Genomic DNA, 25,440 nt, shown 5'->3' on the forward strand with positions numbered 1-25,440 from the left:
CTCTTATCTCAGCGCAGAGACTACGCGTTCAGCAGTTGCTGCCCACAGGCGGTGACGCTGGCCAGCAGAACTTTAACGTCTGCAAGGTTTACCACCGGGTTCAGCAGCGTCAGCTTCAGACAAGTCACGCCGTCGGCTTCGGTTACGCCAACGTTGGCGGCACCGGAGGCCAGCAGCGCATCGCCGATCCGCTGGTTCAGCAGCGCAACAAACGCCGTGTCGCCCTGACCCGGACGGAAGCGGAACAGTACGCTCGCCAGCTGCGGCTGCATGACCAGCTCCAGCTCAGGCTGGGCAGAAACGAACTCTGCGACCTGCTGTGCGAGGGTCACGCCGTTATCAATGATTTCGGCGTACTGCTTTTTGCCCAGCGCTTCGAGACCCATCCACAGTTTCAGCGCGTCGAAACGACGGGTGGTCTGCAGAGATTTCGATACCAGGTTCGGCACGCCCTGCTCTTCGTCAAAGTCAGAGTTCAGGTAAGCCGCCTGATAGCGCATCAGTTGGTAATGACGGGCATCCTTAAGCAGGAATGCGCCACAGCTAATGGTCTGGAAGTACTGCTTATGGAAGTCCAGAGTGACGGAATCCGCCAGCTCAAGGCCGTCCAGGTAGTGGCGATACTTCTCAGAGAGCAGCAGCGCACCGCCCCATGCCGCATCAACGTGTACCCAGATCTGCTCTTTTTCTGCCAGCGCAACGATTTCCGTTAACGGATCGATAGCGCCCGCGTCAGTGGTACCCGCCGTGGCAACAATGGCCAGAACCTGCTCGCCGTTGGCTTTCGCCTGGGCCAGCTTATCAGCCAGATCGCTCACATCCATCCGCGAGAATTCGTCGGTTTTCACCAGCGTCACGGACTGATAACCCAGCCCCATCAGCGCCATATTCTTCTGTACGGAGAAGTGTGCGTTCTCAGAGCAGAAGACTTTGATTTTACTGAGGTTTCCGGTTAAGCCATTCTGCTGAACAGAGTGGCCCTGGCGGGCAAAAAATGCGTCCCTGGCCAGCATCAGACCCATCAGGTTGCTCTGGGTGCCGCCGCTGGTGAACACCCCGGAATCGCCGGCGGTGTAACCCACCTGCTCGCGCAGCCACTCAATGAGTTTAACCTCAATGATGGTCGCGGACGGGCTCTGATCCCAGGAATCCATACTCTGGTTGGTGGCGTTGATCAGCACTTCCGCCGCCTGGCTAATGACCAGGCTCGGGCAGTGGAGATGGGCCACGCACTGAGGATGGTGCACGGAGAGGCTGTCCTTGAGGAAATACTCAACCGCGCGCTCAATAGCGACCTGGTTACCCAGGCCCTGAGAGGTAAAGTCTAAATTGATGCGCTCGCGCAGCTGCTCAACGGTTTTACCCTGATACATCTCAGGCTGCTGTAACCACTGCACAACGGCTTTGGTGCTCTGCTCGATAGCGTCCTGGTAGGCGGCAATGCTCTCCGCCGAGCCAGACAGAATCGGATTGATATCAGACATTCGCTCACTCACTCCGATTAAACCGGCTTCACGCCGGCAGCCAGCATCGCGTTCTCAAATTTATCGAGGAACACTTCCAGCTCTGCGTTATCGATCAGCAGAGAAGGCAGCAGACGCAGCACGCTACCGTGACGGCCACCGCGCTCCAGGATCAGGCCTGCTTCAAAGCATTTTTTCTGCAGCAGCGCAGAGAGTTCGCCATCTGCCGGGTAGCAACCCATATGGTCCTGAGCTTCCTGCGGCTTAACGATCTCAATACCGATCATCAGGCCCAGACCGCGTACGTGACCAATAACCGGGTAACGTTTCTGCAGCTCTGCCAGTTTGGCTTTCAGCCAGTCGCCCTTAGCGGCAACTTTAGCGGCAATATCCTGGTTTTTCAGGATCTTCAGCGTGGTCAGGCCGGTCGCCATCGCCAGCTGGTTGCCACGGAAAGTCCCGGTGTGGTGGCCAGGTGCCCAGGCATCGAACTGCTTTTTGATACCGAGAACGGCCAGCGGTAAACCGCCGCCTACGGCTTTTGACATCACAATGATATCCGGCTCGATACCGGCGTGCTCGAAGGCGAAGAATTTGCCGGTACGGGCAAAGCCCGCCTGCACTTCGTCGAGGATCAGCAGAATGCCGTGTTCCTGCGTCACTTTACGGATGCGCTGCAGCCACTCTTTCGGGGCCGGGTTAACACCGCCCTCGCCCTGTACGGCTTCAAGGATCACCGCAGCAGGTTTGCGCACGCCGCTTTCGACGTCGTTGATCAGGTTGTCGAAGTAGTAAGTCAGCGCTTTCACGCCGGCTTCGCCACCGATACCCAGCGGGCAACGGTACTCGTTCGGGTAAGGCATAAACTGGACTTCCGGCATCATGCCGTCGACCGCTTCTTTCGGAGACAGGTTACCGGTCACCGAGAGCGCGCCGTGGGTCATACCGTGATAGCCACCGGAGAAGCTGATAATGCCGGAACGACCGGTCACTTTTTTAGCCAGCTTTAACGCCGCTTCAACGGCATCGGCACCGGAAGGACCGGTAAACTGCAGGCAGTACTCTTTGCCCTGACCCGGCAGCAGCGACAGCAGATAAGCGGAAAACTCATCTTTCAGCGGAGTGGTCAGGTCGAGCGTATGTAACGGTAAGCCACTGGTAATGACACTTTGGATGCTTTCAAGCACATCAGGATGGTTATGACCAAGCGCCAGAGTCCCGGCACCTGCGAGGCAGTCAAGATATTGATTATTTTCAACATCGGTGATCCAGACGCCCTTCGCTTTAGCAATCGCGAATGGCAGTTTGCGTGGATAACTCCTGACGTTCGATTCAAACTCAGCTTGTCTTGCTAAAAAGGTTTCATTGCGTTGCGGTAATGAATTAGCACTCAAAGTATCAATACGGACTTTATCCGTCATCATATCTCTCCTACAACCGCGGGTATCTCGACGCCGGGTTGAATTAATGTTTTACCCGTCATACTTCAAGCTGCCTCTGCGTTGGCTGCGTTCGCTCACCCCAGTCACTTACTGATGTAAGCTCCAGGGGATTCACTCTCTTGCCGCCTTGATGCAACTCGAATTATTTAGGGTACATAAAAGGGTTAGCTATAAAAAAGCGCGGCTAATATATGTTGTTTTAACGATGGACTCAATAGTTAATTTTTTGCAATTTCTTTCAAAAAATAACCTTAAAAATCAACAATAAAAAACAATTTGGCTTTAGGCTTAACCCATACCAATGTCGTCGTTTACTGTCCATTGAGCTATTTATGGGCAATAACGGAGGAAACTATTGGCCTGAGTATGACTTTTTGCCATAAGTTTGTCGCAATCCGTCAGGAAAGTATCGATTCAGCGGAGCAAATCACTTACTATGCCCGCGCTCAATTTTCTCTGCGCCAAATTTACCCGGACAGTAGCGGGAAGAGATGACGTTTTAATGATCGCGTCGACCGACGCCATAAAAAGAAGAAGGACGCTGTATTTAATCCACTCACACGCATCACACCCGGTAACCTGAGACAGGCAAAACAGGCTATCGACAACGGGAGCTGGCTCCTGGGTTGTAATCAGAAATGTTCGCGGGCGGACATTTCGTAAGGAGAACGTCACCGGATAACCGCGTACGTCCCTTATGCCGGGAATGAAAATTTTCATGCCATTTTTAATGGCGCCCTGATATGAGACCGTTATGACCTCCATTGTTCCACACATTGTCGTTGCCAAATTCGGCGGCACCAGCGTTGCTGACTTTGATGCGATGAGCCACAGCGCCGATATCATCCTTGCCGACCAGGATGTTCGCCTCGTTGTTTTATCCGCCTCTGCAGGCGTGACTAACCTCCTGGTTGAGCTTTCTGCGGGCCTGGAAAACCAGGATCGTCTGGATAAGATAGACACCCTCCGCGCTATTCAATACAACATTATTTCTCGCCTGAAACAGCCGACGGCTATTGGGGAGGAAATCGATCATCTGCTCGATAATATTAGCCGTCTTGCCGACGCCGCCGCGAATGAGAGTTCAGTCGCGCTGAGCGATGCGCTGGTGAGTCACGGAGAGCTGATCTCCAGCCTGCTGTTCGTGGAAGTTCTGCGCGAACGCGGCGTAGAAACCGAGTGGTTTGACGCACGCAAGGTTATCCGTACCGATAACTGTTTTGGCTGTGCCGAACCGCAGCCCGCGGCCATCGCGGAGCTTGCAGAAAAACAGCTGCGCCCGCGTACTGAACAGGCGCTGATTGTGACCCAGGGCTTTATCGGCAGCGATTCGACGGGGCAAACCACCACACTGGGCCGCGGCGGCAGCGATTATACCGCATCCCTGCTGGGTGAAGCCTTGTCCGCAGCGCGGGTCGATATCTGGACCGATGTCGCCGGTATCTATACCACGGACCCACGCGTCGTGGCCCGGGCACAGCGTATTGACCGGATCTCGTTTTCCGAAGCCAGCGAAATGGCCACCTTCGGGGCAAAAGTCCTGCATCCGGCGACGATGCTGCCGGCGGTGCGCAAGAATATCCCGGTATTTGTCGGCTCGAGCAAAAATCCGTCTGCCGGTGGCACCCTGGTATGCCGCGATGCCGAAAATCCGCCGCGCTATCGCGCCCTGGCCGTGCGCCGTCGACAGACGCTGCTGAAGCTGCAGAATGTGAATACGCAGCCGACCCACGCCTTCCTGGCCGATATCTTTGGGATCCTGTCACGCCACGAAGCGTCTCTGGACCTGATGACGGCGTCAGAATCGAGCCTCGCGCTGATCCTTAACGCCAGCGGAGCCACCTCCGGGGAAGCGGATACGCTGACCACGTCTCTGCTGACGGAGCTGTCATCCCACTGTCGCGTCGAAGTGGAAACCGGTCTCGATCTGGTCACCCTGGTGGGGAACGATCTCTCCCGGGCATCCGGTGCCTGCAACGCGGTCTTTGCTGAACTGGAAACGCATCCGGTGCGGATGATTTGCCACGGCGCATCTCACCACAACCTGTGCATCCTGCTCCCGGCGGAATCGACGGATGACGCAATAAAAGCGCTGCATCGCCGTCTGTTTGAGCTGTAAAGACGTAAAGGGGGAAACGGCCTGGCCGTTCCCCCGGTTTCAGTAAGTTACACTTCCATCCCCGCCCGATAGTGACCCCATTTAAGCACCGAATTCACCCCGATAGAGAGGAATGGCTCCGGCGGCGTTTTATTCGGTCCCGGCGACGCCTTAAGGAAATCAATCAGCGGATGTTGCTTCCCGGCAATCATATCGGCCAGCAGTTTACCGGTAGCCGTACCGCGCGTAATGCCGAGGCCGTTACAGCACAATGCGCCGTAGACATTTGGAGCCAGTTGACCAAAGAAGCCTTCATGGTTTTCCGACAGGCAAATCGCGCCGCTCCACGAGTATTCAAAATCAACGTCTGACAGCAGCGGGAAACGCCGTTCGAAGGATTTCCGGTGATTCTCCGTATAGTGTCGGAGCAGCTTCTCGTTGGGACGCCCGTTGGAGTGGAAGCTAAAGCTGTTACGGACCAGTATGCGATTATCCACCGTACGGCGGAGGGTGCTGCCAAACGGATGCGCCGGGATCACGCCCCACACCGGTTTTCCACCCAGTCTGGCCTGCTCTTCGGGGGTCAGCTGCCGCGAAAGGCTGCCGTACAGGAAGGTCGGCAGCAGCCGCCCGCGCAGAAAACCAAAGTGCGACGCAAAGGCGTTGTTGGCCAGAATCAGCTTGTCGGCGGTAATGCTGCCTTTATCGTGCACCAGCGTGACTTTATCGCCGTAGTGAATGCCGCTAATCGGCGTATATTCATACAGCGTGACGTTGGAAGGCAGGCTGTCCGCCAGCCCTTTCACCAGCGCCGAAGGTTGTAGCAGCATGGTTCCCGGAATAAACAGCGCTTTTTTATAGTAAGAGATACCGATATGTTCCGGCAGATCCTTACCGTCAATCATCTGCGTTTTACGACCAATTTTTTCCAGACCGCTCCGGTAGGCTTCCAGAATCGCAATCCCCTGCTCGCCCACCGCCGCCTGATATTTCCCGGATTCTGACATCTGACAGTCGATACCATTTTCCCGCACGATATCGCGTAAATAGTTTTGCCCCAGCGTGTTGAGTTGCAATATTAAATTCGCGGTCTTCACCTCGCCAATATAGTCCTTCGCGCCAATATCATGCGGGACATCAATCGCGAACCCGGCATTACGCCCGGAGGAACCAAAGCCCACCTCCTGGGCTTCAATCAGCACGATCTCATCGTCGGGGAAATTCAGCGCCAGCTGACGGGCGGCGGCGAGGCCGGTTAGCCCCGCCCCTACGATCGCCCAACGGGCCTGTTTTTGTCCGACGTGCGCCGGGCGTGGGGTACGGGATGCGCTGGTGTGATACCAGCCCGGCAGCGCGTCATCGGCGGGCAGCGAGGTTACCTTTTGCACGGTATTTACTCCGGTATGGTTTCATTTTTTATATTCACCGGCCCTGATAACGCGGGGCCTGTGATGCAGGGTTTATGACAATCATCATAGGCTCGCAAATACACGATGTATACATGATGTATATTTTATGTTTAAGAAATGTTAAGTGGATTGCAAAATTACTGCAAGCGTCAATAAGAGGTAAAAAATAAGGTCAGAAGAGACGCCGCCGACGGAGGTCAGCAGCGTTTAAATAGCGGGGATTCAGTTGGACGACTGAATCAGGTCGTCGGCTTTTAGCGCCTGCGGCGCGATAAAAATTTCCATATTTTCACGGGACAATTCCCAGTGTTCGAAGACCAGATCGACAACCGCCTGTTCGTCATGCGCCTCAATGGCCACGATAAAAGCATCGTGGTGATCGGCGGCAAGGTGCAGACGCTGGTTCATATCTTCATTTCGCGGGCGGAAAAAAGTGTGGCCGATACGGCAGTGGTCGATCAGCAATCGTCCCAGGCTTGGCTGCAGATACGGATTGCCCGCCATCTCACCCATAATTTCATGGAAGCGATTATTCTCCAGCGCCAGCGCTTCGGCATCGCGGGTTTGCACCGCCTTACGAAAACGTTTCTGGGTCTCCTTCAGCGCCTTAAGCTGGACGGGTTTGTAGTGCTGGACGGCAAGGCGTCCGATTGCCGCGTAGATCATCGGAGCCACCAGGAAGAAATTACGCAGCGTGGCGTGGCTCATGGGGATCACCCGCACGCCGCGTTTCTCGACGATATCCAGATACCCTTCTCCCGCCAGGCGCTGAAAAACTTCCCTGACCGGCGTGCGGGATAAACCGTACTGCGCCGTCAGGCTGGCTTCGTCCAGTAACTCATCCGGATCGCGTTCCATCGTTAAGATTTGACGCTTTAAATCCTCATATAACGCTGCTTTACCCGTTGCCACTGCCGCCTCCTGTAATAACGCATGTATCCTGAGTGCTATGCCGTTCAACCTACAGAAAAAGGCTGTATACAGCAAAAATAATACAAAAATTTACTGCCTGAACGGCATCACACTCTTTCACTTAATAACATGGCGTCAGAAGGCGTTCATTCAGGCCTCGCCGTTGGGGATATCGATCCAGATCGTCTTCAGCTCGGTATATTGATCGAGGGCGAAAACCGATTTATCACGCCCACCAAAACCGGACTGTTTATAGCCGCCGAACGGCGTCGTCGCATCGCCTTCACCGAAGCAGTTAACCGTCACCGTACCCGCGCGAACGGCGCGGGAAACGCGGATCGCCCGGTTAAGCGTGCCGGTATAGACCGACGCCGCCAGGCCATAAGGCGTGTCGTTTGCCAGTGCAACGGCTTCGGCTTCCGTTTTGAAGGTGGTGATACAGAGGATTGGGCCAAAGATCTCTTCCCGGAACAGCGCGCTCTGCGGCGTAACCCCGTCAATAATCGTCGGCTGAACATAGATCTCCTGCTCTGTCGCGCCGCCGTGCAGAATACGCAGTCCTTCCTGACGGGCGGTATCGAGATAGCCGCTGACCTTGCTGAAATGCTCCGCTGAAATGAGCGTGCCCAGGTTGTTGTCCGGATCCAGAGGCTCACCCATCCGCCAGCTGCCGAGCTGCTCTGCCAGGATAGCCAGAAGCGCCTCTTTCACCTCTTCCTGCACCAGCAAACGTGACGTCGCGGAACAGTTCTCACCCATGTTCCAGAAAGCACCGTTCAGCACGTGTCCGGCAACGCTGTGCAGATCGTCTGCATCAGCGAAAACAATCGCCGGATTTTTGCCGCCGCATTCAAGCACCACCTTTTTCAGGTTGGAGTCGGCAGCGTAGTGCAGAAAGCGTCGCCCGGTCGCCGTAGATCCGGTAAAGCTCACCATATCGATATCCGGATGCAGGCCAATCGGCTCGCCGACCTCTTTGCCCGTTCCGGTGACAATATTCAGCACGCCCGCCGGTAACCCCGCTTCGTGTGCCAGCTCGGCAACACGCAGCGCGGTCAGGGAGGTTTGTTCGGCGGGTTTGACTACCACCGAACAGCCGGCCGCCAGCGCCGGGCCAATCTTCCAGGCCAGCATCAGCAGCGGGAAGTTCCACGGCAGTACGCAGCCCACCACGCCAACAGGTTCACGCACCACCAGCGCCATCGCACCGTTGCCAACGGGCGCAGTCTGATCGTAGAGCTTATCAATAGCTTCGGCATACCACCTGATAATATGAATGGTCTCAGGCACATCTACCGCCAGGCATTCACTCACCGGTTTGCCACTGTCGAGGCTTTCCAGCACCGCCAGCGGGTTTAGCTCGCGCTCCATCAAGTCAGCCAGCTTAAGCAGCACCGTTTTGCGCTCGCCGGGTGCAAGCTTGCTCCAGTCTCCCGCGTCGAAGACCGTGCGAGCGGCACGGACTGCCGCGTCAACGTCCGTGCTGTCGCAGGCCGCGATAGCCGTCAGCGGCTCTCCGGTCGCCGGATTGGTGGTCGGCAGGGTTCTGCCCGAGGCTGCCGTAACAAAACGACCGTTTATAAATGCCTTATCCGGGAACGGCAGTTCGCGGGCCAGGCGTGTGACATCGGCCAGGGTTTTCAGCTGTATCATTTCCCCTCCTTACACGGCCGAAACCGCAGCCACGTTGCGCTTCACGTCGGCAATCACGGCCTGCAGCTGCGCTTTTTCTTCTTCATCCAGTCCGAGCAATGGCGCGCGAACCGGGCCGGAGCTCAGGCCCGCCAGCTCGCAGCCATAGCGAATAGACTGCACAAACTTACCGCCGTCGAGGAAATTCATCAGCGGCATCATCGCCGCCATAATTTTACGGCCCTTGTCGAAGTCCTTCTCCACCACGCAGGCGTTATAAAGCGCAATATGTTCACGCGGAATAAAGTTGGAACCGGCGCAGACCCAGCTGCGTGCGCCCCAGGCAAAGAATTCCAGGGCCTGATCGTCCCAGCCGCAGGAGAGCCCGATCTGCGGGAACTGGCAGGCCAGCAGATGCAGGTTATTAAAATCGCCGGAGCTCTCTTTAATCGCGACCACGTTGGCAGAGCGGCTCACCTCACGGAAGTAGGTTTCCCCCATGGTGACCCCCATCCGTCCAGGATAGTTGTAAAGCATGATGGGCAGCTGGGCCGCTTTATCGACGGTCAGGGCATGATGCGCATTTTCCAGTTCGGTTGGCAGCGCGTACGGCGGGGAGGTCACCAGAATGGCATCTGCATTGTTTTCACGGGCGTGTTTGGCATAGGTGACCGCATCTTCGGTACGGATAGCACCGGTCCCGACGATCAGCGCCGTACGCCCTACCGTTACTTTGCGGGCGTGCTCCACCAGCGCAAAACGCTCTTCAGGACTCTGGGCGTAATACTCCCCGGTGGAGCCGCCGATAATAATGCCGTGCACGCGTGCTTCAATGAGGGACTCCAGCACATCGGAGAAACGTGCAAAATCAATGCTGCCATCGGCTGCGTACGGGGTAATGGCCGGGGTATAGATACCTTCAAATGTAAACACGTTAACCTCCAGAGTGGGAATTCACGACCTTGACGGTCTGCTGCGCACAGGCACGCTGCGTTTGTTAAACATTTGCATGTGTATTCGAGGGAGGTCAACAAAGGAATGTTTTTTTGTATACATATAAAATACAATATAAATACGTATAAATAGTAAATTTGTACCATGAATAGGAAATAAGTTGTTTATATTCAATTTGTTAAAATTGTTTATTCGACGTAGTAATTTTCTATATGAATTCAGATAACGATCACATTCCGGAATTATTGCACTCTTTGACGTATTTACAGCCCCTTCCCGGAGGCATAGTTTTAAGACTGTATTTAACCAGGATTTAACAGATCGCCGTACCAGACGCCCCGATCGTGATCAAAATGTAAACAGAGGTACAGGGTTATGCCCCAAAAGAAAGCGACGCTCATTGGATTGATTGCCATCCTTCTCTGGAGCGCCATTGTGGGACTGATTAAAAGCGTCAGCGATGGCTTCGGTGCTATCGGAGGTGCGGCGTTGATCTACACCTGCAGCGCCGTACTGCTACTGTTTACCGTGGGTTTTCCGAAGATCCGCACCTTTCCGCGAAGCTATCTGATCCTCGGCAGCGTGTTGTTTGTCTGCTACGAGCTGTGCCTGTCACTCTCTCTGGGCTTTACCCACAGCGGACGCCAGGCGATTGAAGTCGGTATGGTGAACTACCTCTGGCCAAGTATGACTATTCTGCTGGCGGTGATTGTTAACCGACAGAAAACCAGCCTGTTTATTATTCCCGGGATACTCCTCGCGGTAGTGGGGATTGCCAGAGTATTAGGTGGCGACCAGGGATTCTCTCTCAACGAAATGATAAATAACGTGATGGATAATCCCTTAAGTTATGGCCTGGCATTTTCCGGAGCGGTTATCTGGGCCATATATTGCGTGGTAACCAAAATTATTGCCCAGGGCAATAATGGGATCACGTTGTTCTTTATTTTAACGGCATTAACGTTATGGATTAAATTTCTTATTGCGCCGCAGCCGGAGTTTATTCTTTCCTGGCAGGTGTGGGTCAGTCTCGGCCTGGCGGCGATCGCGATGGGCTTTGGCTACGCGGCGTGGAACATAGGGATCCTGCACGGTAACGTGACGGTACTGGCAGCCGCCTCCTACTTTATCCCGATTATCTCCGCCGTTCTTGCCGCGTTTATGCTCGACTCGCACCTGACGCTGGCGTTCTGGCAAGGTACGGCGATGGTCAGCCTGGGGTCGCTGATCTGCTGGTGGTCAACCCGCGTGGTTGTCACTAAGCGGCTTTCAGACGAAGTCGCCTGATTTTTTAAGGGAGGGGTTCGCCCCTCCCGGTAGTGAAGCGTAATGTTGTGCAAAACCAATAATATAAAACCAACATCTTATCCGACTATCCTGCACCGGAGGAGTATTTAACATGATCCCTATAATATAAGAGCGCACCATCCCATTAATTATTTTATGAAGATCTTTTTATCTGCAATGGATAACGGTTTAACGATCTTACCTGAACTATATTGATTTCATATCCGTTGTTATTAAAAACCTCAATGCGCGTGGTTGTTATAAAACCCATCGCTAATTACGTGCAGGTAATTTAACAACGTTATGGAAAGACAGGAGTTTCTATGTCAAATACGCTTTCTGTTGAAGATGTGCCGCTGAATCGCTTTCACCGGCTGCTGACCGTCCGATCCGGCGGCGGATCCTTTGTCGATGGTTATGTCCTGAGTATTATCGGCATTGCCATGATGAAGGTCTCCCCCGCGCTCGGTCTGAGCGCTTTCTGGGAAGGTCTGATTGCCGCCTCGGCGCTGATTGGTATCTTCTTTGGTGGTTTTTTCGGTGGCGCACTGACCGACCGGTTTGGCAGGCGCCTGCTCTACTTTGTCGGGCCGACGCTGTTTGTTGTCTGCTCCCTGGCCCAGTTCTGGGTGCAGAGCGGTGAGATGTTGTTTGCACTGCGCTTTATGAGCGGCGTGGCCGTCGGGATTGAATATCCCGTAGCAACCGCTTTTCTGGTGGAGTTTCTGCCGAAGAAAAATCGCGGTCCGTGCCTCGCGACCCTGACAATCCTGTGGTTTGCCGGGGCGGCAGCGGCCTATCTTACCGGTGAAGCCATCCTGCATTTCGGCGGTGAAAACGCCTGGCGTTTCGCGCTGGCCAGTACCGCAGTGATTGGTGCCCTGCTGTTCCTGGTCCGTCTTGGCACGCCGGAATCTCCGCGCTGGCTGCTCAGCAAAGGTCGACACGCAGAGGCAGAAGCGGTCATTCGCAAGGTCTACGGCAACGATTTTGGCCTTGAGAACCTGCCTGAACAGGTGGAGAGCAAAAACCTCTCTTTCACCAGCCTGCTGCATTCGGGTTACGGCAAGCGCATGGCCTTTGTGACCATTTTCTGGACCTGCTCCGTGATCCCGGTATTTGCCGTATACGCCTTTGCCCCGAGGGTGCTGGATGCGCTCCATCTCACCGGTGGCTGGGCATCTTACGGCTCGGTGGCCATTACGCTGCTGTTTGTGGTGGGCTGCATTATCGCCACAAGACTGGTGAATGTGCTCGGGCGACGTAAACTGCTGCTGCACAGCTTCCTGTGGTCCGGGCTGGCGCTGCTGCTGTTGGGGATGCTGCGTGACGGGCCGTCGGCGCTGATCCTGCTGATGTTCGGTGCCTATGCGCTGTTTATTGGCGGTGCGCAGGTGCTGCAGCTGGTCTATCCGAATGAGATTTTCCCCACCGAGATCCGCGCCTGCGCGGTCGGTGTCGGCACTTCTCTGTCGCGCGTGGGTGCGGCGGTGGGGACCTGGCTGGTGCCCTTCTCTCTGCAGACGCAGGGGATCGGGACAACCATGTATATCGCCGCGGGCATTACCTTCTTCGGACTGATTGCGTCCTGGTTCCTTGCCCCGGAAACCAACGCCCGTAGCCTGGCTGAAGCCTCTTCTCTTGAGGAAGAAAGCCCGCGAGAAGGCTATATGCCCGCGCAGATAGCCAAACGTAACTCGCTGTAAGCTACTCTTTAATCAGTTTTTCCACTTCCCGACGCCGTTTTCTGAATGAACTCGGCGTTTCACCATAGTGTTTACGAAACCAGGCAATAAGATGCGACGCATCTGAAAACCCGGTAGCGGCGGCAATGGCATGGATGCTGTTGCTGGAATCGGCCATCAGTCTGCGCGCCTTCTCCAGCCGCATCTGCCGCCAGTACACCGCCGCAGAGTGGCTGGTACACTTAGTAAAAATCAGATTGAGCTGGCGGAACGTCACGCCGGCAAACTCCGCAACCTCGGCCAGCGGCACCGGCGAATCAAGATGGTGTTTCATAAACGCAATCACTTTCGTGACCAGTTCATTCTCATAGATATCGGGCTGGTTAACGGGCGTCTGCTTCTTCGTTTTGCCTGCGGGTGCGTCATCCACCAGCAGATATTTCAGTACCTTTTGCGAACGTACCAGCCCGCAGTGCTGGCGGATCAGATCGGCGGCCAGATCGATAGCCGTTCCGCCCGGACAGGAGATAATGCCGCCGTCTTTGATATACGTTTTGTCGATAACCGGAATCGCTTTGGGAAAACGCGTTCTGAACTCATCCCGGGTGGTGAAATGGATCGCACAGTGACGACCATCCAGCAGCCCCGCGCTACCGGCGACAAAGGCCCCGCTGCACAGCGTGATAATCGGGATATTGCGCTTATGCAGATCCTGCAGAGCCTCCAGGAGCCAGGCCGGTGACTGCCGCGTTTCTTCCAGAAGCCCGCCAGCAATCACAAAGTAGTCCCACTCTTTGGCAAAATCGAGGATGGCCGTCGGTGAAACCGGCAGTCCGCAGCTGGCCGTAACCGGCTGGTTATCGCAGGTCATCCACTCCCAGCGGCAAAAAATCTGTCGGCTGGCGAAGGACTCATCGGCGGCAAAGCGCAGGGATTCCACCAGGCCTGCGACCGAAGCCAGGGTAAATTGCCGCATCAGCAAAAAACCGATCGTCAGATCGGGCTTTGGCGCTGCCGGGAGATCAGGTGTCGTGGTTTTCGGCATTTTCATCAGGCTCCTGCACGCCACCGATTTTGCTCAGCAGACGCTTAAGATCGGCAATATCCTGCGCGTCCAGCCCGCTGGCGATCAGCTTTTCCGCATTTATTGCCTGCGCAATCATCTGCGTCAGCATAGCCTCACCCTCCGGCGTCATCGACACCCGCTTGCGGCGGCGATTTTCCGGGTCGGTCTCGACGTGGAGCAGCCCGCTTTTGTTCATCCTGTCGATAACGTAAGTGCCGGTGGCTTTATCAAATCCTGCCCGGTTTCCCAGGGTTTGCTGATCGCACACGCTCTCCTCCGCCAGGACCACCAGAATGGCGTATTGCACGGCCGACAGCCCGGTATCCACGCTCTGCGCCCAGCAGGTCGTGGAGTACTGACCGGCACGCCGCATCAGGTGCATAAGGGAACTTTCACCGTGCGGCCATAGCGGGGCCGCGAGAATAAGATCGCGATTTTCTGACATGGACAGCCTTGACTCCCTGAAACGATGAGCATACAGTTCGAGCGCAAACAGTTTGAGTTCAAACTATATCTTAAAACCTTCTGAAAAGAGAACCCCATGAAGCTTATTGTAGGCATGACTGGCGCTACTGGCGCTGCAATTGGCGTCCGTGTTCTTCGTGCACTAAAAGAGCTCGATGTCGAAACCCATCTTGTTATCTCCAGATGGGCACGTACAACCATAGAGCTGGAAACGCCGTACAGTGTACAGGAGGTTATCGCTCTTGCCTCAAAGACTTACAGCGAGCGGGATCAGGCTGCGGCCATCTCCAGCGGATCCTTTCGCGTTGACGGGATGATCGTTGTTCCCTGCAGTATGAAAACCCTGGCCGCTATCCGCTGCGGCTACGGTGAGGGTCTTATCGCCCGTGCGGCCGACGTCACGCTGAAAGAGCAGCGCAAACTGGTGCTGGTACCCCGCGAATCCCCGCTTAACGCCATTCATCTTGAGAATATGCTCGCCCTGACGCGGGCTGGCGCGATGATGATGCCGCCGATGCCGGCCTTCTATAACCACCCTGAATCGACGGACGACATTATTAATCACGTCGCCTCCCGCATTCTCGATCAGTTCGGCCTTGAAAATAATCTCACCAAACGCTGGGGTGAAACCCCGACGTCCCACGCCACGGCTTAAGGAGAGCCTGATGAAATATTACAATGATCTAAGAAGTTATATCGATGCACTCGACGCGATGGGCGATATTATGCACGTCAGACGTGAAGTGGACTGCGATTTTGAACCCAGCGCCATCACCCGTCGCAGCTATGAAATTCAGTCACCGGCTCCGCTGTTCCATAATGTGGCGGGCGTTGCGCCAGGCTTCCGTCTTTTCGGCGCACCCGCAGGTCTCTCGTCGCGAAGCGATATGCCCTATGCCCGCGTCGCCATGTCGCTCGGGCTCGATCCCGCCTCCAGCGGCCCGGATATTGTTGAGGCGCTCTCGGCCGCACGTCATAAGCCAGGCATTCCGCCGGTGCGCGTGGCATCCGCCGATGCGCCCTGCCAGCAGAATATTTTGCGCGGCGAGGAGGCAAGCCTTGACCGCTTCCCCATTCCTTTTGCCCATGATAAAGACGGCGGCCGCTATACCAACACCTGGGGCACGCTGATTGTGAAAACCCCGGACGGAAAATGGGTCAACTGGTCCATTGCCCGTGTGATGAAGGTGGACAGCAAACGTATGGTCGGGCTGATGGTCCCGAGCCAGCATATCGGCCAGATCTGGTCCGAATGGGTCAAGCTGGGCCAGCCGATGCCCTACGCGCTGGTTCAGGGTCCCGCCCCGGCGATCTCCTGCGTTTCCGGTATTCCCATTCCGGCGCATGCTGATGAAGCGGACTATATCGGCACCCTGGCCGGTGAACCGGTCCCGGTGGTCAAAGCGGTCAGCCTCGATCTGGATGTCCCCGCCACGGCGGAAATCGTCATTGAGGGCCATGTGTCCATTGAGCGCGACTGCCAGGAAGGCCCTTACGGCGAATACGGCGGTTATCTGGGCGAAGGCTCTTCCGCCCAGCCGACATTCCACGTGGAGACCATTACCCACCGGGACGATCCTATCTGGCCGATGTCGATCACCGGCCGCCCGACGGACGAGTCCCATACGCTCTGGGCGATGGGACTGGCCGCGGATGCGTTGACGTATCTGCGCGATGCCGGATTGCCGGTTAAAACGACCTGGATCCCGGAAGATTCTACGGTGCACTGGCTGCTGGTTGTCGTACCGCAGAACTGGCGCGAGCAGTTGCCGGGCATGAGCAGTGAAGCGCTGGCTCAGCGGATCGGTGAGGTGCTGTTTAAGACCGACGCGATGGTCTTTATCCCGAAAGTGTACGTGGTGGATGATGATTTTGACCCGACCAATCTGCGCGAGGTCGTCTGGGTACTCTCGACCCGCGTCCATCCGGTCGGACGCCGCGTCGTATTTGACGAGCAGCGAGTGATCCGCCTTCCACAGTGCTACGAAGAAGAAGAGTATGTGGCCGGTAAGGGCGCAAAAGTGGTGTTTGATACGCTACAGAGCGTGCGCCACCTTCACGCCTCGTTTGAGCAGGGATACCCTGAGGATGTCCGCCAGCGCGTGCTGGATAACTGGTAATCTGAAAAGCGTCGGCCCCGGCCGACGCTCATTTTTACCAGCGCGTTGCCTGCATATCGATAACAAAGCGGTAGCGCACGTCGCCTTTCAGCATACGCGCAAAGGCATTCTCCACATCCTCACCGGCAATCATTTCAATATCGGCGGTAATCTGGTTTTCACCGCAGAAATCCAGCATCTCCTGCGTCTCTTTAATACTGCCAATCGACGAGCCGCTGATGCTTAAGCGGCGGAACACCATCGGCGTGATATCCGGCGCCAGGTGCGGACTGTCGGGAATGCCGACCAGCACCAGGCGACCGTTGGTTTTCAGCGTTGCCAGGTATGGGTCGAGATCGTGCGGAGCGGCCACACAGTCAATAATCACATCCAGCGACAGCCGACTGGCGTCCATCTGCGCCGCATCACGCGACACCACCACGTGGCTGGCCCCCAGACGACGGGCATCTTCGCCCTTCTCCGGCGAGGTGGTAAAGAGGGTGACTTCCGCGCCCATCGCGCTGGCCAGCTTAACCGCCATATGTCCAAGACCGCCCAGCCCGACCACGCCAACGCGATCCCCCGCTTTGACGTCAAAGTGACGCAGCGGCGACCAGACGGTAACCCCGGCGCACAGCAGCGGTGCGACGCCCGCCAGAGGCAGGTTTTGCGGAACCGACACCACAAAATGCTGATCGACTATCACATTCTCCGCGTAGCCACCCCAGGTGCTGTCGCCGGTGTACTTATCGATGCCGTTATAGGTTGCGGTAAAGCCCGCCTCGCAGTATTGCTCTTCCTGCTGTTTGCAGAAGTGACATTCCCGGCAGGAATCGACCATAACGCCAACGCCGACGATATCCCCGGCTTTAAATTTGCCCACCTCATCGCCGGTTTCAACCACCCGTCCGACGATTTCATGGCCCGGTACCAGCGGATAGCGGCTGGCCGCCCACTCATTGCGCGCCATATGCAGGTCGGAGTGGCAAACGCCGCAGTAAAGGATCTCAATTTTGACATCCTGCTTCTGAAGCGGGCGCAGGGAAATCGGCGTGGACGTGAGGGGGTGTGTTGCGTCTCTGGCAACGAGGGCGTTAATTTTCATCGGGCCTCTGGCGTTCTTGAAGTGAAGGCGGCAAACTTTACGCAAACGGGTTCCATAATGATAGTAGTCACCTTTTGGTGACCATAACCACAGAGAATAACCATGCCTGCCTGGATAGACGGAAAACTGTGTTTCTTTGCGGATTCTCCCCCGCGCCGCCTGATGGATCTTTTTTCGGTCAAGTGGAGCACCATGGTGTTACATGCGCTGTATCACTGGCCGGATCATCGGGCCCGCACCGGCGAACTGCAGCGCAGCCTGCAGGGAATTTCAAAGAAGATGCTGTTTCAGACGCTGAAAGAGCTGGAGCAGCGCGGATTAATCACCCGACATGTTTATGATGTGGTCCCCCCAAAGTCGACTATCGACTTACGCCCCTGGGCAGAACCTTTGCCGAACCCATAGAGCAGATGTACCAGTGGGGGCTGGAGAACCAGGATGCACTGGATGCGATGGAGGCGCATTACCGGACGGCGACAGACGCGGCGGATAAAGCCTGATTGCCGCAGGTTCGGCTTTCTTGTAACCTTTCGCGCGTATGTCTTCTCTTTACCGGACCCACTATGACTGTTCACGCTTCAAAAGATCCTCTGCATGGCGTTACGCTTGAGATGCAGATAAATGCTCTGGTCGCCCGCTACGGATGGGCGAAACTGGGCGAGCTGATTAATATCAACTGCTTTAAAAAAGATCCCAGCGTGAAGTCCAGCCTCACTTTCCTGCGCCGTACGCCCTGGGCACGTGCTGAAGTCGAAGCGCTTTATCTCGATTCGCTGAATGAAGCCGCCCCGGCTCCGGCGGACGATCCCTGGGCTAATAGCCGCAATAAGGCACGATAAGCACGATGAACAAGCCGGTCGCCGTTCTGATCGCCCTGTTGTTACTTGCCGGATGTGGCTCAAAGCCGACAACGTCGCTGGTGACGCCTCCTCCGGCGAGGCAAACCGTGCCGCAGCAGCAGGAACCGGTTCGTGGCGTCTGGCTGACTACCGTTTCCCGACTCGACTGGCCGCCGGTAACATCGATCAACCTTGCCGCCGATAAACGCAAAAGCGTGCAGCAGAAGGCTCTGACCGACAAGCTGGATAAACTTAAAAGCCTCGGGATTAATACCGTCTATTTCCAGGTTAAGCCGGACGGCACCGCGCTCTGGCCATCAAAAATTCTGCCGTGGTCAGATATGCTCACCGGCACCATTGGCGAAGATCCGGGCTACGATCCGCTGCAGTTTATGCTTGATGAAGCGCATAAGCGAGGTATCCGGGTGCACGCCTGGTTTAATCCCTATCGCGTCTCCGTTAATACACGCCCTTCTACCGTTGCAGAGCTAAACGGCACGTTGTCGCTGCATCCGGCCAGCGTTTTTGTGCTGCATCGGGACTGGATCCGCACCGCAGGCAATCGCTATGTGCTGGACCCTGGCATTCCGGAAGTACGGGACTGGATCACCAGCATCGTGGCGGAAGTTGTCGCCCGCTATCCCGTCGACGGCGTGCAGTTTGACGATTACTTCTATGCCGAAGCCCCCGGTTCAGCCCTTAACGACAGCCAGACCTTCCGCCAGTATGGGCAGGGGTTTGCTGCAAAAGCTGACTGGCGGCGGCATAACACGCAGGTGCTGATCGAGCAGGTGTCGCGCACCATTAAGCAGCTCAAACCTGAGGTCGAATTCGGCGTCAGCCCCGCCGGCGTATGGCGTAATCGCGGTCAGGATCCGGCCGGGTCCGAGACGCGTGGCGCAGCCGCCTATGACGAGTCCTATGCCGATACCCGGCGCTGGGTAGAACAAGGCCTGCTGGACTACATTGCTCCGCAGATTTACTGGCCTTTCGCCCGGGATGCGGCGCGCTACGACGTGCTGGCAAAATGGTGGGCTGAGGTGGTTAAACCCACCCGCACGCGGCTTTATATCGGCGTGGCACTCTATAAAGTGGGCGAGCCTTCAAAGATGGAGCCGGACTGGACGGTGAGCGGCGGCGTGCCGGAGCTAAAAAGACAGCTCGACCTCAACGAGTCCGTGCCGCAGATCCACGGCACGATCCTGTTCAGAGAAGATTATCTTAATCAGCCCCAGGCCCGGGAAGCGGTGAGCTATCTGAGAAGCCGCTGGGGGGATATAGGAAGGCGTTAAATGAATAAGAAAACGATAGACGGTTTCGGGAAACTGCGCGGCGAGCAGTCCCGCGTTCCTGTCTTTTCAAGTATTGATATTCAGTACATTTACGAAGAAGGCGGAAAAATTCCAGCCATGTTTCTGACTCATGAGAGCATGAGCAGTACAATGGAGGAGATGGGTCTTAATCCTTCGTCTAAAAAACTGGGCCGTCTGTCGCCCCATAATGCCGTGTTATATGAAGGTTTCTATAAACAAACAAAACACTGGCTGTCTCTTCTTTTTGTGCGTGCCAGATGGTCGAGCTATCGCCAGGCCATCATTATTAAGAATCAGAGCAATCGTTTTATTACGGATAAACTCTGTTCTCACATCCATGCCGATCATGTTTTATTCCGTGGATCTCTGAAGAAGGAAATTTATAACACCTGCGATCCCTGGATGTTGCTGGTTGAAGTCCCTGCTGAGGCCAACAGCGGTTTTGGCCGCTTAATAGAGCGCCACCTTCCCTCTCTGCAAAGTGCCACAACTGAGCCTGTTACCTGGCTTACTCCGCTGCAACTGTTTAAGATTTTCTGTATCGATATGCCGGCAAACAATAAAGAGATGCATATCATCATGAATTATTTGAGAAAACGGCTGAGCTACGATGTGAAGCTGTATAATGAGATTGAGTCCAGCATTAAGGCGCTCTTTCCTGATTATGACGGCCTGAAATGAATACAGGAGGTGCGTCAGCGCCTCCTGAGATCTTATTCCCGACCCATAATGCCTTTTAACGCCGCATACTGAATCAGCATAATGGTTTTGGCATCGGCAATTTCGCCGCTCTCTACCGCCGCCAGCGCATCGGACCAGGCCATCTCGACCACTTCGATATCCTCGCCCTCTTCCTTCACGCCACCGCCGTCGCCGGTCTGCTGGCTGGCATCGTATTCCGCGATAAAGAAGCTGAGCTTTTCGGTTACCGACCCCGGGCTCATAAAGGCGTCAAAGACCTTCTGAACGTGGTCGATTCTGTAGCCGGTTTCCTCTTCCGCCTCGGCCTTGATGCGTTCTTCCGGGGCCAGGTTATCCAGCAGTCCCGCGGGCACTTCCAGCAGAAAACCATCGTGCCCGTTAACGTAGAGCGGGCAGCGAAACTGGCGAGTCAGGATCAGCGTCTGGCGGGCAACGTTGTAGAGCAGGATCGCCGCACCGTTGCCCCGGTCATAGACTTCACGCGTCTGACGCTGCCACTCGCCATCGCGGCGCGGGAAGTCAAAGGTGTATTTTTTCAGCAAATACCAGTCGTCGGATAAAACTTCGCTGCCGATAATGCGTACTTTTGCACGTTCAGATTGCATTTATGCTCCTCCGTCAGTAGATTCACTATACTAAGACGCATAATCGTGCAATTTCAAGAAATATCGTGCAAAGGTAATCCTACGCTATGCTGACATCACAACGTAAAAAGCTGATCCTCGAAAAACTGGCTCTCGCCGGGCAGGTGCAGTCCCGCCAGCTCAGCGAAGACTTTGGCGTCTCGGAAGATACGGTGCGTCGCGATCTGCGGGAACTGGCCGCGGAGGGACAGCTTCAGCGCGTTCACGGCGGCGCACTGCCTGCCTCTGCGGCCATCGCGACCTTTGCCGAACGTAAAACCCTGCAGCTGGACTCAAAGCGCATCGTTGCCCGTAAAGGCGCCTCACTTATCGCATCAGGTCAGGTGGTGATTATCGACGGCGGGACCACCACCAGCGAAATGATCGCCTGTCTGCCCCGGGATCTGGCCTTTACCGCGATCACCCACAGCCCCGGCATCGCCGTCGGTCTGGCTGACTATCCTCTGATAGAGGTGATTATGATTGGTGGCCGACTGTATAAACACTCTCTGGTGGCGGTGGGCGCCAGCGCCATTGAAGCGATGGCCAACGTGCGGGCGGATCTCTTTTTTATGGGCGTAACGGGAATCCATACCGAAGCGGGCCTCAGCACCGGCGACTATGAAGAATCATGCATCAAACGTGCGCTCGCCAGTCGGGCGGCGGAAACGGTGGTGCTCGCCTCCGCTGAGAAGATTAACCGGGCTTCGGCCTGGGTTATCGGCGATATCTCACTGGCCAACACGCTGGTGGTTGAAGCCTCAACGGATGATGCAGAACTGGAGCGCTTTGCCGCGAAAGGCGTGGCGATTGTTAAAGCCTGATCAGGAGAGCATCTTCTGGATAGTTCTGCGAAAGGTTGCGATCTCCGTTTCAGCAGAGAATATTGGGTTGATGGCTTTCCGGGCAATCAACCCATCAAGGATAGCGAAGAGGAGTATTGTCATTGCCTCTGCATCAACATCGACGCTGAATTCACCGGCCTCAATTCCGTCTTTAATCATTCTGGCGATCCCCTGCCTCATCACTTTATCACTGGCAATAAAAGTATCCCGCAAAACCGAATTACGGGCAGATTCTGCCATGATCTCTACCCACAGACGATGGGATGCCGGATAACCCACATCGCCGATGCAGGACTCCAGTAGCTTACAGAGACGCTGTAGATGAGTACCTGACAGGGGCTGGTTCTGTGCGGCAAGGGCCGTTTTTTGCTCTTCCAGTACAATCGCGGAAATCAGTTCATCCTTGCCTTTGAAATAGGTATACATCGCCCCAAGACTCAGTCCGGCACGCGTCGCAATCTCCCTTACGCTTGTTGCATTAAATCCTTTTTCTGCGAAGCATTCCGCCGCTGCGCTAATTAAGTTGTGATAGGTGGTGGTATCCCTGCTCATGCTTAGTCCGGCTCCAGATGAATGGCTGCACTCTAGCGCGGTTTCTCTGGCTGTGCCAGCCATCCCTTGCAGAAGATGTGATTAGCAATCGGTGCGTTGAACGGTGCGGAGGTATTGCTGTGTCATCGGGGAGCCTTCAAAATGAACGAACGTTCATTCATTTTTAAGGACCCATGCTTATGTCTAAGCCCTCCGTCAACCTGCGTCTCCTCTTTCCCCAGTGGCAGGGCGGTAACAATGCGCCCTACTACTTTGGTTCACAGCTGCTGGCCTGGCTCGCTCCCCAAACGCAAGGTGTGGTTGAGGAAGTTCCTGTCATTCCTCCTGGCGGTACCTCGCTTGCCAATGAGAATGGCATTGTTGGCCGCCACCAGGTCATAAGCCAGCTCAAGAGTGCCGAAGCGCTTATACGTCAGCACAATCCGGATACCCTGGTCGTGCTGGGCGGCGACTGTCTGGTCTCTTTGGCTCCCTTCTCTTATCTGGTCGATAAATACGGCGATAGACTTGGCGTATTGTGGATTGACTCGCACCCTGACGTGATGACCCCGGAGCAATTTCCTCATTCCCACGCACATGTGCTGGGGGCACTGATGGGACATGGCGATCCGCAACTGGCAAAAGTGGGCCCTAAGCCACTCTCTGCGAAGAACGTGATGCTCGCCGGCCTTCACGATCCTCTTGAGTATGAAGCCGCATTTATTACGCGCCACGGCATCGAAACCTGCTCTCCTGAAGAGGTGAAGCGTGGTTCACAAGCTGTGCTGAACTGGATTGAACGTGAAGGTATCGAATACCTTGCCATCCATGTTGATTTAGATGTGTTGAACCCGGTGGCATTCCGCTCGGTTCTCTTTGCCCGACCGGGGCGAGGCGCGCATGATTTTGGGGATGTGGCTGAAGGCATGCTGGATATTGGTGACATTATAACGTTAATCAGCCATGCCACGAACCGGACCACCGCTGTGGGCATCACCATTGCGGAACATCTCCCCTGGGACGCGATAAACCTGAAAAATATGCTGGCCTCTCTGCCGTTACTCAGCGAGTAATCCGGTGCAGGCTTTGTCGTTAGTATTTTAAAAACGAATCGTTTTTAGAAACCCGACAGGGCCTTCTTTATCCTGTTGCCAGAAAAGGCGAAGAAAAGGCAATAATACAAAGGATTAGCTCCCGGTCGGCGGGCCAGAATAACAGGATATCCGACCTCTGTAAGGAGTCCTCTGTGATCAGAACGTTCTGCTGCGCGATCGCCCTGTCAATGCTGGTTCCTGTTGCCTGGAGCGCTAACTCGGCCCCCGTAACCCTCTCCATTGAAGGCATGAGCCCCACCTTTGATAACGGATTGCTGACGGTGTCCTTTAATGAGGACGCCAGCGCACGCCAGATACGCGTCGACGGAACGGAGCTGGTTACCTCTCTCTCTGGAGCGGCCCGCGATCCGAGCCGCACGCGAAGCGCCTATCTTGACTATCACTCTGGTGGCGTTAAGGATTTTAAACCCGAGCGGTTACAGGTGATCGCACAAACGCCGGAAATGGCGCATATCGCCTGGATAAGCGAGCAGAACGGACTTCTGCGTCTTGAGTATCATCTGATTATGCGCAAAGGCGTTAAGGGCATTTATAGCTACGTCGTTGCGGAAAATAACGGACCTAAAACCGTCAAGGTTAGCGAATTACGCAACGTCTACCGTTTTGACCCCTCACGGCTGGACCATCTCTACAGCGGAGAGCAGACCGGCCGACCTGAGCGCTACGCCGCGCTGGAACAGATGCCGAAAATACAGGATGAAACCTGGCGCCTGCCGGACGGTTCAATTTACTCAAAGTATGATTTTGCTGGCTATCAGCGTACGCAGCCCTTCTGGGGTATTTATGGACACCACCAGGGCGCATGGCTGATTCATGCCAGCGGAGAATACTTTTCCGGTGATGCGCTAAAGCAGGAGCTGTTGGTCCATCAGGACGCTATCATCCTTAACTATATGACCGGTGCGCATTTCGGCACGCCCGATATGATGGCTCCACCCGGCTGGAAGAAACTTTACGGCCCCTGGCTCCTTTATTTCAACCAGGGCGATAGTGAACAGATGTTCCTGGACGCGAAGAGACAGGCCTTTAGCGAGCAGGTTTCCTGGCCCTATCACTGGCTTGCCGATACGCGTTACAGCCAGGATCGCACCCGGGTGACGGGGCGCGTCAAAGCCGACTATCCGGTCACGGTTCAGCTTTCCTCTTCGCTGAATGAGCGCGTGGACCAGCAAACGCTTGGCTATGTTTATGCGGCCAGGGCTGACGCTCAGGGATTTTTCAGTATTGATAAGGCCCCGCCCGGAGACTACAGGCTGACCATCGCGGCATACGATGGTACGCAGATGGGCTATCCACTTGAGCAGAAGGTGAAAATTAGTGGTGAAACGCAAAGCCTCGGCGACTTTACGCTGTCCTCGCCTGCTCCGACCGTCTGGGCAATTGGCATTGCCGACAGAAAGGCCGGAGAGTTTAAATTTGGCGATCGGGCACGCAATTTCCGCTGGCATAACGAAGTGCCCGCCGACCTGATATTCGATACACAACGCAGCGATTATTCACGCGACTGGTATTACGCTCAGACTCGTCCCGGCACCTGGACGATCCTGTTTCCGCTGCGGGCGGATAAACCCGAATATCACCTTAATATCGCCCTGGCGGCCGCCAGTAACAGCGATATGCAAAAACCGACCTCGCCCGAACTGCGGGTAAAGGTGAACGGACATTTGCTGGATACGCTGCACTATGAAAACGATAAGACGCTGTATCGTGGAGCGTTACAAAGCGGTCGGTATCATTCGGTCGCTCTGCCCGTCGACGCCGCTCTGCTGCATCATGGCGAGAACAGGGTAAGCCTTGAGCTGCTGGGCGGTGCGGTCATGTATGACGCACTCTCATTTACCGAATAGATGTTATG

At 55.5% G+C, this 25,440-nt stretch carries 22 protein-coding genes and 1 pseudogene; 12 read left to right on the forward strand and 11 right to left on the reverse strand.

The window, feature by feature from the left end; translation table 11 throughout:
• Positions 1 to 20 precede the first annotated feature (20 nt).
• Both EDF81_RS02935 and EDF81_RS02940 read right to left on the reverse strand, forming a co-directional pair.
• Complete coding sequence (locus tag EDF81_RS02935) at positions 21 to 1,484, reverse strand: aspartate aminotransferase family protein (protein ID WP_123346080.1); 1,464 nt, start codon at positions 1,482 to 1,484, stop codon at positions 21 to 23.
• Between the two features lie 17 nt (positions 1,485 to 1,501).
• Positions 1,502 to 2,887 carry a diaminobutyrate--2-oxoglutarate transaminase gene (locus EDF81_RS02940; protein WP_123346082.1) on the reverse strand — a complete coding sequence of 462 codons (1,386 nt, stop codon included), beginning with the start codon at positions 2,885 to 2,887 and terminating at the stop codon, positions 1,502 to 1,504.
• Between the two features lie 772 nt (positions 2,888 to 3,659).
• Here EDF81_RS02940 and lysC point away from each other — a divergent pair.
• A complete protein-coding gene (gene lysC, locus EDF81_RS02950; protein ID WP_123346104.1) occupies positions 3,660 to 5,024 on the forward strand; it encodes a lysine-sensitive aspartokinase 3 in 1,365 nt (454 codons plus the stop codon).
• Between the two features lie 47 nt (positions 5,025 to 5,071).
• On the opposite strand, the gene EDF81_RS02955 is transcribed toward lysC, so the two are convergent.
• The 4 genes from EDF81_RS02955 to EDF81_RS02970 all read right to left on the reverse strand — a co-directional run bounded on the left by EDF81_RS02955 (position 5,072) and on the right by EDF81_RS02970 (position 9,889).
• Positions 5,072 to 6,391: an FAD-binding oxidoreductase gene (locus EDF81_RS02955; RefSeq protein WP_123346106.1), complete on the reverse strand. Its 1,320-nt coding sequence runs from the start codon at positions 6,389 to 6,391 to the stop codon at positions 5,072 to 5,074.
• A gap of 243 nt (positions 6,392 to 6,634) precedes the next feature.
• Positions 6,635 to 7,324: a GntR family transcriptional regulator gene (locus EDF81_RS02960; protein ID WP_123346108.1), complete on the reverse strand. Its 690-nt coding sequence runs from the start codon at positions 7,322 to 7,324 to the stop codon at positions 6,635 to 6,637.
• 150 nt (positions 7,325 to 7,474) lie between these two features.
• Positions 7,475 to 8,977 (reverse strand): aldehyde dehydrogenase, encoded by a 1,503-nt coding sequence (locus EDF81_RS02965; protein ID WP_123346110.1) that lies wholly within the window; start codon positions 8,975 to 8,977, stop codon positions 7,475 to 7,477.
• A gap of 9 nt (positions 8,978 to 8,986) precedes the next feature.
• Positions 8,987 to 9,889: a dihydrodipicolinate synthase family protein gene (locus EDF81_RS02970; RefSeq protein WP_123346111.1), complete on the reverse strand. Its 903-nt coding sequence runs from the start codon at positions 9,887 to 9,889 to the stop codon at positions 8,987 to 8,989.
• A gap of 396 nt (positions 9,890 to 10,285) precedes the next feature.
• On the opposite strand from EDF81_RS02970, the gene yddG reads away from it, so the two are divergent.
• Together yddG and EDF81_RS02980 are read left to right on the forward strand one after the other, a co-directional pair.
• On the forward strand, positions 10,286 to 11,197 hold the full coding sequence (yddG, locus tag EDF81_RS02975) for an aromatic amino acid DMT transporter YddG (RefSeq protein WP_123346113.1): 912 nt from the start codon (positions 10,286 to 10,288) through the stop codon (positions 11,195 to 11,197).
• 323 nt (positions 11,198 to 11,520) lie between these two features.
• Positions 11,521 to 12,903 (forward strand): MFS transporter, encoded by a 1,383-nt coding sequence (locus EDF81_RS02980; RefSeq protein WP_123346115.1) that lies wholly within the window; start codon positions 11,521 to 11,523, stop codon positions 12,901 to 12,903.
• Position 12,904: 1 nt separating this feature from the next.
• Here EDF81_RS02980 and EDF81_RS02985 read toward each other — a convergent pair whose 3' ends face one another.
• Complete coding sequence (locus EDF81_RS02985) at positions 12,905 to 13,933, reverse strand: helix-turn-helix domain-containing protein (RefSeq protein WP_184999454.1); 1,029 nt, start codon at positions 13,931 to 13,933, stop codon at positions 12,905 to 12,907.
• Positions 13,905 to 14,393: a MarR family winged helix-turn-helix transcriptional regulator gene (locus EDF81_RS02990; RefSeq protein ID WP_123346117.1), complete on the reverse strand. Its 489-nt coding sequence runs from the start codon at positions 14,391 to 14,393 to the stop codon at positions 13,905 to 13,907. The genes EDF81_RS02985 and EDF81_RS02990 overlap by 29 nt, the downstream gene beginning before the upstream one ends.
• 96 nt (positions 14,394 to 14,489) lie before the next feature.
• Here EDF81_RS02990 and EDF81_RS02995 point away from each other — a divergent pair, with 96 nt between their 5' ends.
• Both EDF81_RS02995 and EDF81_RS03000 read left to right on the forward strand, forming a co-directional pair.
• Positions 14,490 to 15,068 (forward strand): non-oxidative hydroxyarylic acid decarboxylases subunit B, encoded by a 579-nt coding sequence (locus EDF81_RS02995; RefSeq protein WP_123346119.1) that lies wholly within the window; start codon positions 14,490 to 14,492, stop codon positions 15,066 to 15,068.
• Positions 15,069 to 15,078: 10 nt separating this feature from the next.
• The gene (locus tag EDF81_RS03000; RefSeq protein WP_123346120.1) at positions 15,079 to 16,533 is read left to right on the forward strand and encodes a UbiD family decarboxylase; all 1,455 of its coding nucleotides are present in this window, start codon (positions 15,079 to 15,081) and stop codon (positions 16,531 to 16,533) included.
• Between the two features lie 34 nt (positions 16,534 to 16,567).
• Here the strand turns inward: EDF81_RS03000 and EDF81_RS03005 are convergent, their stop codons facing one another.
• Positions 16,568 to 17,617 carry an NAD(P)-dependent alcohol dehydrogenase gene (locus EDF81_RS03005; protein WP_123346123.1) on the reverse strand — a complete coding sequence of 350 codons (1,050 nt, stop codon included), beginning with the start codon at positions 17,615 to 17,617 and terminating at the stop codon, positions 16,568 to 16,570.
• Between the two features lie 102 nt (positions 17,618 to 17,719).
• Here EDF81_RS03005 and EDF81_RS03010 point away from each other — a divergent pair.
• From EDF81_RS03010 to EDF81_RS03025, 4 genes and pseudogenes are all read left to right on the forward strand, one after another.
• A pseudogene (locus EDF81_RS03010) lies at positions 17,720 to 18,117 on the forward strand (winged helix-turn-helix transcriptional regulator).
• Between the two features lie 63 nt (positions 18,118 to 18,180).
• Positions 18,181 to 18,456: a VF530 family DNA-binding protein gene (locus tag EDF81_RS03015; protein ID WP_123346125.1), complete on the forward strand. Its 276-nt coding sequence runs from the start codon at positions 18,181 to 18,183 to the stop codon at positions 18,454 to 18,456.
• Positions 18,457 to 18,461: 5 nt separating this feature from the next.
• A complete protein-coding gene (locus tag EDF81_RS03020) occupies positions 18,462 to 19,748 on the forward strand; it encodes a glycoside hydrolase family 10 protein (RefSeq protein ID WP_123346127.1) in 1,287 nt (428 codons plus the stop codon).
• On the forward strand, positions 19,749 to 20,450 hold the full coding sequence (locus tag EDF81_RS03025) for a hypothetical protein (RefSeq protein WP_123346129.1): 702 nt from the start codon (positions 19,749 to 19,751) through the stop codon (positions 20,448 to 20,450).
• 32 nt (positions 20,451 to 20,482) lie between these two features.
• On the opposite strand, the gene EDF81_RS03030 is transcribed toward EDF81_RS03025, so the two are convergent.
• Positions 20,483 to 21,076 carry an NUDIX domain-containing protein gene (locus tag EDF81_RS03030; RefSeq protein WP_123346131.1) on the reverse strand — a complete coding sequence of 198 codons (594 nt, stop codon included), beginning with the start codon at positions 21,074 to 21,076 and terminating at the stop codon, positions 20,483 to 20,485.
• A gap of 86 nt (positions 21,077 to 21,162) precedes the next feature.
• Between EDF81_RS03030 and EDF81_RS03035 the strand changes: the two genes are divergently transcribed.
• Positions 21,163 to 21,918: a DeoR/GlpR family DNA-binding transcription regulator gene (locus EDF81_RS03035; protein WP_123346133.1), complete on the forward strand. Its 756-nt coding sequence runs from the start codon at positions 21,163 to 21,165 to the stop codon at positions 21,916 to 21,918.
• Here EDF81_RS03035 and EDF81_RS03040 read toward each other — a convergent pair whose 3' ends face one another.
• Positions 21,919 to 22,491: a TetR/AcrR family transcriptional regulator gene (locus tag EDF81_RS03040; protein ID WP_123346135.1), complete on the reverse strand. Its 573-nt coding sequence runs from the start codon at positions 22,489 to 22,491 to the stop codon at positions 21,919 to 21,921. It abuts the gene before it with no gap.
• A 179-nt stretch (positions 22,492 to 22,670) separates the two neighbouring features.
• Here EDF81_RS03040 and EDF81_RS03045 point away from each other — a divergent pair, with 179 nt between their 5' ends.
• Both EDF81_RS03045 and EDF81_RS03050 read left to right on the forward strand, forming a co-directional pair.
• Positions 22,671 to 23,543: an arginase family protein gene (locus EDF81_RS03045; protein ID WP_123346137.1), complete on the forward strand. Its 873-nt coding sequence runs from the start codon at positions 22,671 to 22,673 to the stop codon at positions 23,541 to 23,543.
• Between the two features lie 173 nt (positions 23,544 to 23,716).
• On the forward strand, positions 23,717 to 25,432 hold the full coding sequence (locus EDF81_RS03050) for a polysaccharide lyase family protein (protein ID WP_311316594.1): 1,716 nt from the start codon (positions 23,717 to 23,719) through the stop codon (positions 25,430 to 25,432).
• Positions 25,433 to 25,440: the final 8 nt, after the last annotated feature.

The sequence above is a fragment of the Enterobacter sp. BIGb0383 genome (assembly GCF_003751845.1).
Lineage (GTDB): Bacteria > Pseudomonadota > Gammaproteobacteria > Enterobacterales > Enterobacteriaceae > BIGb0383.